Genomic DNA, 15230 nt, shown 5'->3' on the forward strand with positions numbered 1-15230 from the left:
CACCGTCTATGAGGGCGTTGATCTCCAGAGTGGCCAGATATTTGGCCTGTTCGTTATCGCGCCCTCCGTCGTAAGTCTGAGTTTTGAAATCTACGACGCCAGCAGTGCCTTCCAGATCGCATAAGATAAGAATTCTCATGGAAAGTCTCCTGATGAAATTGACGATGTTTTACGTTGCCAAAATACATGATTGTGGGGCGCTCCTGCAAGCAGAGATGCGTCCGCCCCTCTTCCGAAAGATGCTTCGCCCAATTGGTTTGACTTCGGCATGGTCACTTTCTATCTTGCCCTTGAAAGATATTTTGCTACCTGGATCAATTTTTTTGAGGGAGGATCGGACGGATGACGGCTAAACCAGAGTTTCGCAAGCCAGCACCGGAAGGGGTGGTGGAGCAGACCGGCATCGGTACTGGTACAGGCAATGGGATGGTGGTCTTAGACGACGGCTCCCTGATGATGGTTGTGGGGAGTCGTTGCCATATCTCGACAGATGGCGGCCAGACCTGGGGCGAGTCGCGGCCGTTGAACTGCGAGGCGATGGGAAGTTCGTCCAACCTGTCGTGTATAAAGCTGCAGTCGGGCAAGCTGGCACTGGCGCACCGGGGCAAGGAAGAGGCAGGACTGGGGACGGAGATGTTCAACTGGAATCCCTTTTATTTTTCATTGTCTGAAGACGATGGCCAGACCTGGGTGGGCGCGTGGCCGATGAATCTGCTGGGCGGGCCGTACCACGATGTGATGATTCAGCTGTCGAGCGGGCGGTTGCTGATGCCCAGCCGGATCTGTCACAGCAACAGACGGCACCCTGGTTTGGAATACGAGCGGGTGAGCAGTTACGGGATCTGGAAGGGGCTGCGGTTGCAGGTGAGCGGACATTATCACTATCCGGAGGTGGATATTGCCGCGGTGAGTTATTCGGACGACGAGGGACAGACGTGGCAGCAGTGCCAGGGGCAGTTGATGGGCTGGTTCGACGCGGAGGGCATTCCCAACGGGCGCGGAGGAATCACGGCGGTGGATGAACCGAGTGTGGCGGAATGCGCGGATGGGCGAGTGATGCTGCTGGCGCGATCTACGGTGGGGCGGCTGGTGCAGAGTATCATCGAAGACGGCGGAGAGACCTGGACGCCGATTTTGCCGAGCGATCTGGCGAGTTCGTACTCGCCGCCGAGGCTGCGGCAGATTCCGAGCACGGGCGACTTGCTGTGTGTGTGGAACCAGGTGTCGCGGGATGAGATCAAACGGGGCTATCGGCGGGGGAGACTGTCGGTGGCGATTTCCAGGGATAGTGGCGCGAGCTGGGAGCGGTTCAAGACAATCGAGGTGAGCGAGGGGATGGAGGACGTGGAGCGGGTGGTGCCGCAGGAGCCGATTACGCCGGTGATCGGGCTACCCGAAGTGGGTACGTTGCCGGAGGGTTTCGCTACCTTCGACTATCCCAATGTGTGGTTTGCGGGTGATGAGGTGTACCTGACATACCACCGGAGCTGGGTGGAAGTGGATGAGGATGCCGGTGAAGCGGTGACACTGGGGGAACGGAAAGGGAAGACGAGAAAGCCACGCGAGATGGTGTTGCGCATTTATCCACTGGCGGAGTTTTACCGCTGAAATGTCGTTTATTCTATTTCTGTATAGTCGGAGGTGAGGGTTAGATCACCCGACTTTATGTTAATAAAGCAGGCGGTTGTTCCTTCTGGCTGCGTGGCGGTTACTACCCAATGCTCGGCCCTCTTCCTCAGCTTTGCAGGTGATTCGATCCACTTCCTTTTGCCGGTGATTCCGGTATCAGTCGTTGATATCAGAAAGGCCTCATCCAAGGGCCTTGATGATCCAAAAATCACTGTGAACTGTCCGCTCTCAGTCCCGGACGAAATTTGCTCGGCCCAGGGTTTGCCCTCTTTGACAACGCTGTCTGCGAAGGCATAGCTATCCGGAGGTTTCATACCGGCTTGGTGTCCGTGTTTCATGCCGGGGATCAGACATACCATGTAGGGCCCGGATACAGTGCGATAGCAGGAGGCCTGCTTGTCCAATGGAAAGTGCTGGTCTCCCGGCCAGGAGAGCCAGAGGGTTGGGATTTCCACATTCTTTAAGCGCAGCACAGGATCCCAGACCTCCTTGTAAAGGTCATTATTTCCAAGCGCCCTGCCGTATTGATTGACCGCCTGGGATAGGTTCCCGCATCCGTACGTGGGAATGGCAAAAGCAAAGCGGTCGTCGATACCGATAACCGTGCTTGCAATAATACCTCCCCAGGAGATACCCATCAGGCCGACTCTCGTACTATCTACCTGCGACAGGGAACGAAGTAGTGAGTTCGCCAGGATTGCATGGGCAACGGCGTGATACATCCACTGTTCTTCAATCGGTTTGTCGGAGTCACCGTAAATACCTGTGCGAACTGGTCCTGACCAGGGATGTTTTTTCCACCTGTTGCGCCTGGTGTCGCCGGGTTTCCCAGGCTCCCGTTCATCTGTCTGTCCTTCCACTGCGATACTGATTGCCGCGTATCCGCGGGCATTCCACTTTTCAACCCACTCCTTAAAGGCGGTTCCGCCACCGCCATGGGTTAACACGATCCCCGGGACTTTGTGGCTCGACGATGCCTCCTCAGGGATACCGATCCATGCATAGACGCGGGTTGGTTTTCCCGCGTACATAAGCGCATCAAAGTAGATCGTTTTCAACTCACCAGCACCAATACTGACGATTTGCTCATTTTCATTGCGGACAACCGGCGCATTTGTCAGTTCTGCCAGTGCGCGTATTCTCGATTCCTCAGTGCGGTAATCAGCTTGCACGCTCAAAGTCCTCAGCATTGCTGTGAAAATAACTGTCCATTTAATTATTCTCATCGTATTGTATTTCTCAGGTTCTCCGCCTTTAATCGCCTTATTTCTTAAAGGACTTCCGAGATTAGTCGAGTTTTCCCTGATAGCAGGCATCGTCCCACAGGGTCGCACGGAAGCGTGGCTCATTACCCTTTATTACAGCAACCGCATCCTTGCACGCATCGGTGAAACAACGTCGGTGGCAGAAATCCGTGCCCCCTGCGATGTGGGGGGTTGCCAGCACGTTGGGATGCCGACGAAACCAGGCTTCTGGCGGGGGAGGTTCCGGTGCGAACACGTCAATCGCCGCAGCAATCTCCCCGGCCTCAATGCGTTTCCACAGCGGATCTTGCTCAACCACTGCCATGCGCGTGACAAGGACAAACAGAGCACCCCGTGGCAAGGCGTTGATGACTTCTCTGCTGATAATCTGCTGGGTTGTTGGCGTGGGAGGTAGGCCGACGACAAAGACTTCGCTGGACGCAGCCAGTTCCACAAGTGACGGGGCACGCTCGACACCGTGTGCTGCAAGTGTGGCATCTGCGACATAGGGATCGTAGCTTCTCGTGGTGCACCTGAATGGGGCAATCAGTTCGGCGTAACGCCGGTTGATGCTGCCGAATCCGGCGAGTCCCACACGCCTGCCTGTCAGGTCGCCATGGACAAAGCCTGGCTTGTCCCACGCGTAAGACTTCCATTTGCCCTGGCGTGCGAGGTAGAGCGATTCGGGGATATCGCGGATGAGATTGAGTGTCATAGCGAGCGCAAATTCGGCAACCGATGGTGTCATGCTGCGCGAAGTATCAATAAGCGGAATGTCGCGGTCTGCCAACTCCTGCAGGTCAACCCAACCATTGAAGCGATTGTCAAACGTTCCGGCTAAGACCTTCATCCGCTCGGCAGATTGCCAGTCTTGAGGGATGGTTGCAGGACGGTGCCAGGGGCCTATCACAATGCCATCCGCAACGGGAACACGCTCGAGGAATCGCGTGAATGCTGCCTCGTCCTGTTGATCAGCCTGGCGGATGATTTCGACTTCGCCATGCGTCTCAAGGAACGCACAGCCTTCGTCGGTGTACTTTAGCTGTCGATGGAAATCCATCTCGAATACAAGAAGGTGCATGGACTTTCCTCCAAATACTTTGCTACTATCAGTTTTGTGGAAAATGAGCAACGGTCTCGCCGCTTTCATCAAGAAATTCTAATCTGGCCGTGCCTTCTGGTTCAACAGAAAGTCTTATTCGGATGCGCCCTTGACCATCGTGTAAACACACAAGCGCAAGATTATTCTCTGCTTGTTTTACAAGATTCCTGTCCCAGTCGGCAGGTAAGGCACACAAGTCCTTCCTCACTCGGTATTTCAGATTCTTCAGAAAACCCTGCTGATCTGAAGCAGGCCAGACTTGCCACGTTCTTTGGATCGATTTCTGCGATCAGCGCGGAAGCCCCGGCGATTTCCGGACGCTGCTTAAGCAGATGGAGAATGCGCCGACCATACCCGCGTCTCCGCGATCCTGGATTCACAACGAGGTACACACTCCCTACTTCTTTCTCGATTTCGCAAAGGATAAGACCAACTGTCTCGCTCTCTTGCACTGCGACCCACGCATAGTATTGTGGCTCAGAGTTGATGTAACTCACCAACCTGTCGGAAGGCTCCTCAGCCCATCTTTTGGTATCTGGATCGCTGAACCAGTTCTTGATTACCAGTAAACGTGAATGGTCGAGCGACTCAAAGATCAACTCAGGTTTTTGTCGATTGCGACCCATTGACTTCCCTGTTCTGTCAACTCAAGATCCCTCTGGAGACCAGATGGGATTCGAGCGTCTCTACGGTTGTATAGTGATGGGTTTTCAGCCCAACGGAAATAGCAGTTTCGACGTTTGGCAACCTGTCGTCGATGAACAGGGATTCCTCTGCAGCAACACGCATGGTTCGCAGCACATGTGTGAACGCCCGTGGATCGCTCTTGGTGAATCCAGTCTCATATGAATAAAACTGCCGCTCAAAGACTTTCAAAAAAGGGTGATTTTGTCTGACGAAATCACCCCATTCTCTTGCATGATCTGAAAGGATGACTACATCCATCTTCTCCGCCAGCGATGTGACGAGTGCGATTGCGCGATTGTCGGGACGGATTCCCTCAAGGGTACTCTGGTATCTAATTGACATCGCGTCGGGTGCGTTCATATAAATTTTTACTCGCCATGTCGTCTAATGGTTTCGCCGTGCCCGAACCTCGGTGTGGTTGCGCTAAGGACGCAAGCCCGTAGCTGGCTGGGCACGGACATGTTATGCGATCGTGCAATGGGTTTGTCGAGCGATTATACAGTCCTACAGTACCTTGCTTGCCTTGAACAGGCCTGCATTCTTTGGTATACAAATCTCCGAATTGCGAGAAATCTCTGCTTGCACTAATACGCGGAACTCGCCTAGTTCCGCCTCATTAAGGCGTTGAGTCGATTTAACATAATCAACCAATGGTTCAACTTCCGTGATCAGAAGTGAGTCCTTGTAATTGAGGACTTCAATGTCAGCGAACCAAATAGACAGCTCACTGGCACCAGTTTTCAGCCCGAACGACGAAGTTGACCCTGGTATGTCATCATAGGCGTCAGGCTTTATTTGTTTCACCAAATCTGGAATACCCGCCGATGCGGTGATTCCATTCGCAGCGGCATATAATTGCCCGTTCGGTCGCAGGATTCGGTAAATCTCGGAATAGGCTTTGGGGCGATCGGGCACATGGTAAAGCATGTGGTTGGCAATCACGACATCGACTGTCTCGTCTGCGATGGCGATAAACTGGGCATCAATCTGACCAAACGCAAATGAGATTCTACTGTGAGACAGGATTGCTTTAGCTTGTTTAATCATGCCAGCGTACAGGTCACTCAGAATGATCGTCCAATCTCCTGGAATCCGATCAGCGTTCTTTGCCCATAGGGAGCCAGAGCCGCACCCCAGTTCGAGTATTTTGGACCGTGATGGCACGCGTAGCTGGTCAAATACCCACCTATGCCATCCATGTCTATTCGTGCTAAACCGATCATGTAGGGCGATTCTGGCACCCAGATTTCCGGCATCTTCGTATTGTTCTGCCAGCAAGGCTTTTTGATCACAGGGATTTGGCATTAGCATGAATCCAATTCAGTTACATGTCGCATAACGTTTCGCCGGTTTGCGAACCAGCGCAGCGGGTTGCCGAAGGGCCAAGACGCCCTTAGAGCGGTGCAAAACGTGCTGTTAAATGCAGTAGAACATAGCTCATTAGCTAAGGATACCAATGAAACTCCAAATTTCATTTAGGGTGAACTTTCATTCCTGCCTCTTGGACAATCGCTTATATTCAAGAAATTTCTCTTGAACCAACCCTTTTGTGAAGAGATCCTTGCTCAGATCAAAGCCTTCCTCGATCGAATCTGTTCGTCCAAAACAGTAGAATGCTGCACCGGCACTCAAACAGACCATGTCCAGAATTGGTTCAGGGGTCTAGTACTGTAAAAGAGATAGGAAGATTTCTGCATTCTCATCACTATCACCACCTGGAATCTCATTGTAATCCCGTTTAGATATCCCAAAATCTGAAGGCCCGGATTGCACTCAGACATTGTTCTGCCTCATCGGCCTGGAGAGATTCACCCTCTCTGAGTTTATCAATGTATTTCGAGATCATAGGGAGGTGTTTCCTATTTACAAGAGTAATCCGATTGATCTTCACGGTCAGTCAGTCTTCTTGAGAATAGGCCGGGTGAGATCTGAAAGACGTACTCGTTGCTTACCCTGCTTGTCAAAATTGTCTGGGGCTAACCACTTGACGGAGGCGCCAGGCGATGGCCATCTGGGTGAGGATCTGGCCGTGGGCGCATATAGACGTGCAAACGCACCCTCGTTTTTTATATTTCTTCGCTCACAGTCGATCTGCTTGGAGCGGCTCCAGTTCAATATTTAAGTCAAGCGCATGGCACACTTTCAAAAAGGTCGTCATATTACAATTGATCCCATTCTCCACCTTCGATAACTGCTGCTGAGTGATCGTCGCGCGTCTGGCAACTTCCTTTTGGGAAAGGCCCATCTGTTCGCGTAGGTGATAGATCTTCAGCGATAGCTCTGCCAGTTGCTTCTCCTCCTTGTAAATTCGCCGGAAACGCTTGTCTTTTAGCTTTTCCTTAAGATGGTTCCTAAAACTCCTCATTGAATTCCTCCTTTAATTTCTGTTCGTCATAGCGAGCCAGAAAATCAGCTCGATACCTTGCGTTGAACCCCCAATTCTTTAGCCTCTTGACCGAGATTTGCTGTGCATCCATTATTTTCAGTTTACCTCAGCCGGTAAAGTCCTTCCTGGAATCTACATATCGATCTCAACGAAGGAGCGTAGCGACTGAAGCACGGACACATGGTTAAGCGTCCGTGTTGTTTTTTGTCATCTTATTTTTGGGTGGGAAATAAGTGTTGCAGAGAATCCTTGGCAGATAGCGTATCATCAAATGGTTCGATTTTATTCTTCTCAACAATAACTGATGAACGATCTATTGGAGCAACGTCAATTTCAACAACTAATATCTTTGGATCGTTGGTGTAAAAAACATTGTTCACAACAGTGTTATCCCTCCCTGTTGGAGCAGGGATATTTTTCTGATCAAGATAGTCCACCCTTACTGGATCGTCTGTTTTTTTATTTAAAATCTGAATATATCGAGTCAGGTTCTTATTAGATCCGATGAATTTATTATCCTTTATGATGTTGGCAAATCCCGCTAGTTTGACTATTTCTTCATTGTAGGATTTTTCATAACAGTATAGAATATTATTCCGGACAGTTACAAATGAGGCCGCGTATTTGATATCGATATATTGCCCCAGTAATCCCGGTCCCAATATGCTTTCCTCAATTATGATATTATGGGCTCTTGCCATTTTCCCTCTTTCTTCAAGCCCTTTTGATGAACCAATATAAAAGCCTTCTCCTTCATGGGCGTTATAATCTTTATTCAGCCATTCTCCAATATGATGAATTTTCATTCTTCTAAAGGTGTTATGGTGACTTTCATTCCTGATAGCTACAGCAGTGTTATGTGTATGATGTATATGCACATCTTCAATAACATTATGGTGTGATCCCGATCCTGATAAATATAAACCGATACGAAAACCATGCGTGTTCCAATACCCCTTGTCCAGAGACACTTTCTTCCCGGTTATTTCTATGCGGGAAATGTTCCAGAACGAGCCACTTAGTTTGATTGCTACCAAATCCACTTCCTTTTTTTTCCCAACCGTGGAAATTACAGCATATCGACCCTGGCCTGTGCTGTCTTTTGATGTAAGGGTGATTCTGTTTTTATCGGACCCATTTGCATGCAGCTTAAAACTCTTATCGATTTCATACACTTTGCCGCCCTGAAGCATAATCGTATCACCTGGCTTGACGGTATCCAATGCATCGTAAACATCCTTGCTTGTAGCGCATTGATAAATATCGCTAGCGTAAAGCACATTGATATTGGCAATCAACAGGGAAAAGGAAAAAATTAAAGGGGGCATGAGTCGTTTCGGGGCTAAATTGTTAATGACGTTTTTCATACATTCCGCACCATATCGTTCTCAGTCAACAAAGTCATGGATTCTTTGATATACGCTCAATTTGGCCTGATCCAATTCCTGCCCATATTCCTGGAAAAACAGAGGAATCCACTCATTCCCAAGATTTCTGCGAATGGTGTAGTAAGCTGCGACAAAATCGAGATATCGATCTCCAACGCCCGCATAGCCCAAATCAATGTAGCCACTTAAACGGCCATCGTGGATCATAATGTTGGGTAGGCAATAATCCCCATGGGTGAACACCAGGTCCTCTGGTGGCAGGTCGGCCCTTATGCTGTCCAACTCATCTCGAAGAACATTCCTCGTTTCACCATCTGGTATCTGACCGTCCAGTACGCCTGAGTCAATCAAGTCTGTCGCCCAAGCAAAATAGCGTTCCATGCGCCAATCTAAGGGGCACGAATCGATCGCTATCGCGTGAATTTCGCGAAGACCACGAGCGAACATGCGTACGAGACGCGGAACATCACTTTTGGCATCCTGGTGGATGCCAGATACACCAGCTATTTGGGTCATGAGCAGATACTGAGTATCACCTTCTTCGTGGAAGCAGACCACGCGAGGAACGTTCAATTTCCCCTGGAGCCAGGACATTGCCGTTTTCTCGGCCAGAAGATCGGATTCTTGTGGTGCCGCATGCATATCTCGTGCTTTGAGGAACAAACTCTGTTTGCGTGGATGAGTGTACCGGAACACGTCGGCACACGATGCTGTTCGGAAATTTTCTCCATCTGACTCAAAACCCGCGAGATGGGCTTGGACAGCAGTTGGAAGATTTTCGACTTTCAATGCGTAACTCCCGACCAGACTACTCTCATCACATAACCCTTGGGATTAACGAAATCTATTAGCGGTCTCAGTTTGTGTATTCAATATAAAAAATAAAGGAGACTACGAGTTCTTCCGTAGCCTCCACTGATGAACCTGCCAATGTGTTTCACTTTTTTGAATAGAATTTTTGATCCATTAAAACGGGCTTTGTTTTCAAGAGGGGGACGGCAAAGCTGTGAATATCCTCTATCATAGCTACAACAAATACTTCATCCACTCGTCTGCCCCAGTAGAATCCATGGTCTTTGCCTGGATAAATTTTCACTTCGACCGTTTTTCTTCCTTTCCTAATCGCAGGAATAATATAATCCATATTGACGTGTTTCAAAGGATGGACATCTCCGTGAAGGACGAGTAGGGGAGTTTGAAAACGGCTTACTTTGTCTTGAACTTTGGCAATGATATCTGGTGTCCAAAACTTCGCAGGATCGTTGATTGGCTCATATCGAACCGCCTGGTTAGCTGAGGGTTTTGTCAACATCCCTGCAAAAATAATCGAAGCAGGTTCTCCAGCGACTGCCGCGCTCACAGAGGTTCGACTGATCAGATCCAGCGTCATACTACCACCTCCACTGCCCCCCATTACGACAATACTTTCGGAATCCACCTGATCGAGTTTTCGTACCGTTTCCACAATGGCCAGAAAATCCAGAATTGGCCCTTCAGCCTGTGGATTGTCGGTATAATCCCGACGCGTAGCCTGAACAGTAACATAGCCCAGCGCTAAAAATCGTGTTTGAATGGGGCCTCCTGTCAGGTTTTGCTGTCGTCTTTCCTGGTTCTGGTATCCGAGACCACCGTGCATAAAGACAATTGCAGGAAACGGCCCATCGCCTGGTGGTACGCGATAAGATGCTTCTGAAGTTGCTCCATCGCCAGAAGGTGTGCGTAGTTCGTGAACGGGTGAAATAGATAATGGTATTGACACCGGTTTTACGCCCTTAGCCAATGGAGAATTTTCATTGTCACCAGCCATCATGCGCTGTTCTTCTTCGGTATATTCCGTTTCAGGAGGTGTTGGGTTCAAGCCAAACTCCTCTCGAGAAATAAAACCGTCTTTGTTCGAATCCCGTCTATCGAAATTCGCCGCATTACCACTAAACTCTTCTTTGGAAATTCGACCATCCTTATTTATATCATGCCGGACGAAGTTCCTCTCACGTCGTTGTTCCCTGCTTTCATTGGCATCCTGAGCCAAGACAGGCACAGTAAAAAGAAGCACTAACAAAACACTCCGTACAAGGGTCATTTTTTTCCTATGGCGTCCAATGTGCAATTCAAAAAATAAGAGACTTGCAGAATATATTGCGGTGGCTCTTCTATGTCAAAGCCTATCACCATTCGGCAGCCGTGCGACCTCCCCGCGCAGTCGGGCATTCTCTGTTACGATCTTGCCAGCGCGAACGTCCGCCTCTCTGAACTTTGCCATGAAAACCGCTCCGTTTGGCGTGCGATTGTAATCATAAATGATGTAGATTGTTCCATCGCCTGCCTGCACGCCATCGGGATAGGTGACCTTCTCCCGTTCATCCAGCATGAGTCCGCCCTGCCACGTCAGGCCTTCATCGTCGGATACAAACGCCACCAATTTCTCGCGTCTCGTCTTTTCGATCATGGATCCATGTTTGACCAATAACAATGCGCCAGATTTCAAACGACGCACAAAAAATCGGGTGGTAGGATGTGGTATTTTAAGACGTTCAACGGGCGTCCAGGTCTTTCCAAGATCGTAAGAAACTGTCTGACCGATGCCACGGACTCGCACCAGCATCCAGAGTGAGCCGTCCTTTCGCTCAACAATCATCGGTTCGTCAGGCCCCCGCAATTCCGCGTTAACAATATTGGCAGTACCACGACGCTCGAAGGTCTTGCCCTGATCGCGCGAGGCATAGACCTTGATGCTGTTGTCAGTCTTCCATACAGACGAGGTAAAGAGCCAATCGCCATTCGATAGTACCGTTGGTTTGTTCAGCATGATGCCATTACCCAATCGACGCGGTTTCGACCATGTTGGGTTCTCTGCATCTGGATTGCTGGTGACAATAGTCCATATGCCGTAACGGCCATCTTGTTGACCAAAACTCTGTCCCCAGAAAACCCACATCCGATCCTGGGGGTCGGTCCAGATGGAAGCGGACATAGCCCGAACATCCCTGCAGGGCAGTACCATGACTTTTGGATCTGACCAGGTGTGTCCATCGTCATCACTACGAATCAAGACCTGGTAGTTTCGCGGGCTTTCGACATCCCGCCCGTAAACTACCCACAACCTTCCCTTTGCGGTGCGTTCGATGCCTGGCACGCCCTGTCGTGTGGTCGGCGGCACATGCTGTATCCAGGGATTGACAATGACCGTCGCCGGTTCGAGTGCAATATCGGCATCACGCTGTTTCTCTAGTTCTGCATCTGTCATGTTGTTTTTCTTTTTGAAGATAAGCTGCACTTGCGCCTAACGGCTGCTATTGCCGACGCAGGTGTGACAATTTTACCACTCATCCAGATTGCGATCAAAAAAACTCATAATAGCCCTGGAATCCGGCCTATCCATATAAGCCATGTCTGAAAAATAACATCTACTATCGAGATCGCACATTATCGAATTTAGTGGCGCACCAGGAGTAGTTTTTTGGCTTTGATTTGAAGTAAATAGCACTTCCATTTGCCAACTATGAAGAAGGGGTGCAGCCTCACTGTGAACCAGAGCAATACAATTGTGCCAGGTGCCAAAAGTTGAGTCATCAACAGAACGTATTTTTTTTACATAATGGTCAATAATCTGCTGATCTGTGGCCTTTTGCTCTTGGGAACAAATTCGCCGGACAAAAACGTTAGGTTGCTCCTCATTTGACAATCCATTGATCTCCAGTCCAGAATCGATTGCAAAAGACGGGAGGCCCGATGTTTGATAATAAGCTATTGCCTTTTTGATCGCATTCTTTTCAGGGGTATCACCGTCTTCAGTGACATTTAATTTTAGTCCCAATGGATAGGGTCTATAATTTCAATTGAAAACGGCGATAAAATATGTCTAACATGACGAATTTTTTCTTTATTGGCCGTTCCAAATAGAATCTTCTTCATTGAAAATTAAACCTCTGTATATAGTCAAAACAGTGCTTTTTTTATCGGATTCAAGATTTTTCTGTCCATATACAACTGGCGGTCATTGTCGTGCTCTTCAGTGAGTTTTATCTCGATATTATGATCGCTCTTCATCTGCATCATGAAAATCAAAAAAGGTCAATATGTCATCCCGATCCGAAAATCCACGCGCCGCTTTCATTTTTTTAAGCTCAGAAGTGGAGTCGTCGCGCCAGCCACGCTTTTCCATGAATTGATTCCAGATTTGAATTTCTTCATTATTGGGGCGTCTTCCATTCTCAAAACACCATTCCAGTATCTCCTCATCAGTTCCACCAGGAAGAACCCTTCGAACTAATGCGTCGTAGTCTATCTGAAGAAAGCGAAGGCATCGACCATCAAGTCCAAACCCACGATTGTAGTCCTTTGGAAGCTTGCCTTGAGCGTGAAGCCGTATTTTGTCCAGCATTCGCCCGAAGAATACGATCTCTCCTACTTTTTCGTAGGAACTCCTTAAGTTGGAAATTTGCATATGGTATTTCTCCTATCTCATGCCCGAAGTGCATCCGTATTCGTTAAATAAAAAAGCCTTCAAACATAATCCTATCGACAAGCAGACAGCGTATGCAAACATCTGAACAGACGAAGACCAACTTGAGGAATTACGATTTTCTCACCCCCAGAGGCCAGGCTCGGCGTTTGCGCGAACTCGCGAAGTCCGCACTGCGTCAATTCGACATTCGCGTCCACCGCCTCGAACTCATCAAGCATCTGGTCAACACGACATTCAGACTCCGATCAGATGAAGGAGAGTTTCTGGTTCGCGTCCACCGGGAAAAAAACCACACCGTTCGTCTGGTCGAATCAGAACTGGCGTGGCTCCTGGCGCTGTCCAAAGAAGCCGATGGTACAGTCCAGACGCCCTATATCGCCCCAGACGGCAGAGTCGTTGTTTTGGCGGAAGCCGCCGGTGTGCCCAAAGCTTACCCCGTCACAGTGCTTTCATGGATCAAAGGACGTATCGTGCCTCAGGTGCGTCGGACAGCCAGGCATTATGAAAGCCTCGGGCGCCTTGTTGCCACACTACACAAACACGCGATGCAGTGGGATCCACCTGACGATTTCGAACGCCCTGTCTATGACGCCATTCACCAACTGGGAAAGTTCTCAGTCCGACCCCTGCCTGAGTTAGGACCTCGATACCTGCCCGCGCACGTCTTGAGAGACATGGAAGCCGTCTATGAACGGCGTCAAGAAGCCGAAAAGGTGTTGGGTACTGGTTGCGAACATTTTGGTCTGATTCACTTTGATCTCAGCTTCAGCAACATCCTGTTCTATGGCGGGGAAGCGCTACCGATCGATTTCGACGCGTGTGGCTTCGGTTTTTATGCCTACGATCTCGGTGTTGCTCTGACAGGTCCTTTTGCCTACGAGAACTTTATGGCCCGATGTGAGGTTGTCTTCCGAGGCTATCGCCAGGTCCTACCTCTCAGGCGCGAATGGATCGAGTACCTCCCGACCTTCATGGCATCTCGCACTGCTTCCTATATCTTACATGTCGCAGCGGATCCGAAAGCTGTAGAGTCACAGTGGCGCTCCCTTCTGCGTCCCCTTCTTAAGGCCTCTCTTGATCAGTTTCCCTCCTGATGTCCTTAATGGGAGTTGATTTACTTCTCGTCACAGATCAAAGTTATCACTCAATAACTGCCTACTGATATCTCTACCCCTTTGACGGGGATATACAAGCCCGCTGACAACCGTCGATTTGTAATGATAGAGGGCTCGGCTTTTGATCGAGGAATCTGTCCGTGGATAGTTCGCTAATACCGAGTCCACGAATGCTTCCCCGTAAGCCCACATCCCCGCAACATCGTAAGCAGGATCCATAAGGCGAATGTCCCCCCAGTCGATGATGCCTGTGATCCGGCCGCTTTTGGGATCATGGTAGATGTGTTGATACCAGACGTCACTGTGCGTGAATGTCGGCGTGTAGTCTGGCCTCGTCTGAATGTCGTTCAGCCATCGCTTGCACACTCGCCGAACTTCGGGATCAAGGTTAGAAGCGTGACGATAGAATCGACGCTCAACACCCCGCGGCGATCGGGGTCGTCCCTCTTCAACGCCAAGTTCGATCGCTTGCTCGACTGGAAAGGTGTGAACGGTGCTCAGAAACTTACCCAGAGCCACCGCTGCATCGGCACGGTTTTCCTCAGACAGGTTCCGAAAGTGGGCAGGGCTCAGGCAGATTCCTGGTATCATCTCATATCCTGCAAAGTCCGGCGTTTTGGGAAGGTATGTGTAGTTGGGAACGGGAATGCCAACCGTTCCCTTCAGACGCTCCAAGACAGCCTGTTCCCGCAGCAGCTTGATAATATCTTCTGTTTTATTGCCAATGACGAATCGAAAGATATAGCGGTCATTCAACAGAAACATCAGGTGATCTCCAAAGTCATCGATACGTTTGTAACCAGCATTCTGAAACTCAGGGAACGCCTCTCGGATTCGCTGTACGTAGTGCTCGACATCGATTTCGTTTGCCTTGGGAATCTTTGGTTTCCAGCGTCCAGACTGCTCGATTTCAGGGTAAGCCTTTGCAATTCGCTGTAAGTAGCGCTTGGTTGCCATAGGGGGCTTCCTTTCTTCGCTCACGACTCTTTTGGAGGATAACACCACCCCTGTTCAGTCAGACCAAGATCCCTAATGTCCAATGAAGCTCACGATCTCACCTTCCAGACTCAGTTCTTCCTTCTCCTGTCAACCATTTGTCTGGCGGTCACAACTTTTTTCATTTTCTGAGTTTATCAATGTCTTTCGAGATCATGGGTGGTGCTTCCTATTTACAAAAGAGCAGTTGGACCTGTTAGAAGCAGTGGCGGCTCGAC

General features: G+C 49.5%; 17 protein-coding genes. 2 read left to right on the forward strand and 15 right to left on the reverse strand.

From position 1 onward, the window contains the following. Positions 1-139 (reverse strand): M55 family metallopeptidase (locus tag F4Y39_20810; GenBank protein MYC16173.1); only part of this gene is annotated, 139 nt, incomplete at its 3' end. Between the two features lie 203 nt (positions 140-342). On the opposite strand from F4Y39_20810, the gene F4Y39_20815 reads away from it, so the two are divergent. Then, positions 343-1608 carry an exo-alpha-sialidase gene (locus F4Y39_20815; protein ID MYC16174.1) on the forward strand — a complete coding sequence of 422 codons (1266 nt, stop codon included), beginning with the start codon at positions 343-345 and terminating at the stop codon, positions 1606-1608. Between the two features lie 8 nt (positions 1609-1616). On the opposite strand, the gene F4Y39_20820 is transcribed toward F4Y39_20815, so the two are convergent. The 13 genes from F4Y39_20820 to F4Y39_20880 form a co-directional block, all read right to left on the reverse strand. Next, entirely contained in the window at positions 1617-2855 is a 1239-nt protein-coding gene (locus F4Y39_20820) for a dipeptidyl aminopeptidase (GenBank protein ID MYC16175.1), read from the reverse strand. 61 nt (positions 2856-2916) lie between these two features. Further along, positions 2917-4023 carry a hypothetical protein gene (locus F4Y39_20825; GenBank protein ID MYC16176.1) on the reverse strand — a complete coding sequence of 369 codons (1107 nt, stop codon included), beginning with the start codon at positions 4021-4023 and terminating at the stop codon, positions 2917-2919. 92 nt (positions 4024-4115) lie between these two features. Continuing rightward, positions 4116-4601 carry a GNAT family N-acetyltransferase gene (locus F4Y39_20830; protein ID MYC16177.1) on the reverse strand — a complete coding sequence of 162 codons (486 nt, stop codon included), beginning with the start codon at positions 4599-4601 and terminating at the stop codon, positions 4116-4118. A 16-nt stretch (positions 4602-4617) separates the two neighbouring features. Beyond that, entirely contained in the window at positions 4618-5022 is a 405-nt protein-coding gene (locus tag F4Y39_20835) for an HAD-IA family hydrolase (GenBank protein MYC16178.1), read from the reverse strand. A 144-nt stretch (positions 5023-5166) separates the two neighbouring features. Further along, positions 5167-5973: a class I SAM-dependent methyltransferase gene (locus tag F4Y39_20840; GenBank protein ID MYC16179.1), complete on the reverse strand. Its 807-nt coding sequence runs from the start codon at positions 5971-5973 to the stop codon at positions 5167-5169. A 582-nt stretch (positions 5974-6555) separates the two neighbouring features. Further along, on the reverse strand, positions 6556-6777 hold the full coding sequence (locus tag F4Y39_20845) for a hypothetical protein (protein ID MYC16180.1): 222 nt from the start codon (positions 6775-6777) through the stop codon (positions 6556-6558). Continuing rightward, positions 6743-7027 carry a helix-turn-helix transcriptional regulator gene (locus F4Y39_20850; protein MYC16181.1) on the reverse strand — a complete coding sequence of 95 codons (285 nt, stop codon included), beginning with the start codon at positions 7025-7027 and terminating at the stop codon, positions 6743-6745. Before F4Y39_20850 ends, F4Y39_20845 begins: the two co-directional genes overlap by 35 nt. Positions 7028-7260: 233 nt before the next feature. Next, the gene (locus F4Y39_20855) at positions 7261-8415 is read right to left on the reverse strand and encodes a hypothetical protein (protein MYC16182.1); all 1155 of its coding nucleotides are present in this window, start codon (positions 8413-8415) and stop codon (positions 7261-7263) included. Between the two features lie 21 nt (positions 8416-8436). Beyond that, positions 8437-9243, reverse strand: a complete 807-nt coding sequence (locus F4Y39_20860; protein ID MYC16183.1) for an aminoglycoside 3'-phosphotransferase — start codon at positions 9241-9243, stop codon at positions 8437-8439. A 130-nt stretch (positions 9244-9373) separates the two neighbouring features. After that, complete coding sequence (locus tag F4Y39_20865) at positions 9374-10516, reverse strand: prolyl oligopeptidase family serine peptidase (protein MYC16184.1); 1143 nt, start codon at positions 10514-10516, stop codon at positions 9374-9376. Positions 10517-10591: 75 nt separating this feature from the next. After that, positions 10592-11710, reverse strand: a complete 1119-nt coding sequence (locus tag F4Y39_20870; GenBank protein ID MYC16185.1) for an exo-alpha-sialidase — start codon at positions 11708-11710, stop codon at positions 10592-10594. A 42-nt stretch (positions 11711-11752) separates the two neighbouring features. Beyond that, on the reverse strand, positions 11753-12250 hold the full coding sequence (locus tag F4Y39_20875; GenBank protein MYC16186.1) for a hypothetical protein: 498 nt from the start codon (positions 12248-12250) through the stop codon (positions 11753-11755). Between the two features lie 216 nt (positions 12251-12466). Next, entirely contained in the window at positions 12467-12880 is a 414-nt protein-coding gene (locus tag F4Y39_20880; protein MYC16187.1) for a DUF5069 domain-containing protein, read from the reverse strand. Between the two features lie 92 nt (positions 12881-12972). Here F4Y39_20880 and F4Y39_20885 point away from each other — a divergent pair, with 92 nt between their 5' ends. Beyond that, positions 12973-13995, forward strand: a complete 1023-nt coding sequence (locus F4Y39_20885) for a phosphotransferase (protein MYC16188.1) — start codon at positions 12973-12975, stop codon at positions 13993-13995. Between the two features lie 30 nt (positions 13996-14025). On the opposite strand, the gene F4Y39_20890 is transcribed toward F4Y39_20885, so the two are convergent. After that, positions 14026-14973, reverse strand: coding sequence for a phosphotransferase (locus F4Y39_20890; protein ID MYC16189.1), 948 nt, complete (start codon positions 14971-14973; stop codon positions 14026-14028). Positions 14974-15230 lie beyond the last annotated feature (257 nt).

Source organism: Gemmatimonadota bacterium (genome assembly GCA_009838845.1).
In the GTDB taxonomy this organism is placed as follows: Bacteria; Latescibacterota; UBA2968; order UBA2968; family UBA2968; genus VXRD01.

What these genes read in the sequence shown, in the direction of transcription:
- F4Y39_20835 (MYC16178.1), bottom strand. Translation starts at nt 5,022, where the DNA reads ATGAACGCACCCGACGCGATGTCAATTAGATACCAGAGTACCCTTGAG.
- F4Y39_20830 (MYC16177.1), bottom strand. Translation starts at nt 4,601, where the DNA reads ATGGGTCGCAATCGACAAAAACCTGAGTTGATCTTTGAGTCGCTCGAC.
- F4Y39_20865 (MYC16184.1), bottom strand. Translation starts at nt 10,516, where the DNA reads ATGACCCTTGTACGGAGTGTTTTGTTAGTGCTTCTTTTTACTGTGCCT.
- F4Y39_20840 (MYC16179.1), bottom strand. Translation starts at nt 5,973, where the DNA reads ATGCTAATGCCAAATCCCTGTGATCAAAAAGCCTTGCTGGCAGAACAA.
- F4Y39_20820 (MYC16175.1), bottom strand. Translation starts at nt 2,855, where the DNA reads ATGAGAATAATTAAATGGACAGTTATTTTCACAGCAATGCTGAGGACT.
- F4Y39_20885 (MYC16188.1), top strand. Translation starts at nt 12,973, where the DNA reads ATGCAAACATCTGAACAGACGAAGACCAACTTGAGGAATTACGATTTT.
- F4Y39_20815 (MYC16174.1), top strand. Translation starts at nt 343, where the DNA reads ATGACGGCTAAACCAGAGTTTCGCAAGCCAGCACCGGAAGGGGTGGTG.
- F4Y39_20880 (MYC16187.1), bottom strand. Translation starts at nt 12,880, where the DNA reads ATGCAAATTTCCAACTTAAGGAGTTCCTACGAAAAAGTAGGAGAGATC.
- F4Y39_20850 (MYC16181.1), bottom strand. Translation starts at nt 7,027, where the DNA reads ATGAGGAGTTTTAGGAACCATCTTAAGGAAAAGCTAAAAGACAAGCGT.
- F4Y39_20890 (MYC16189.1), bottom strand. Translation starts at nt 14,973, where the DNA reads ATGGCAACCAAGCGCTACTTACAGCGAATTGCAAAGGCTTACCCTGAA.
- F4Y39_20855 (MYC16182.1), bottom strand. Translation starts at nt 8,415, where the DNA reads ATGAAAAACGTCATTAACAATTTAGCCCCGAAACGACTCATGCCCCCT.
- F4Y39_20825 (MYC16176.1), bottom strand. Translation starts at nt 4,023, where the DNA reads ATGAAAGCGGCGAGACCGTTGCTCATTTTCCACAAAACTGATAGTAGC.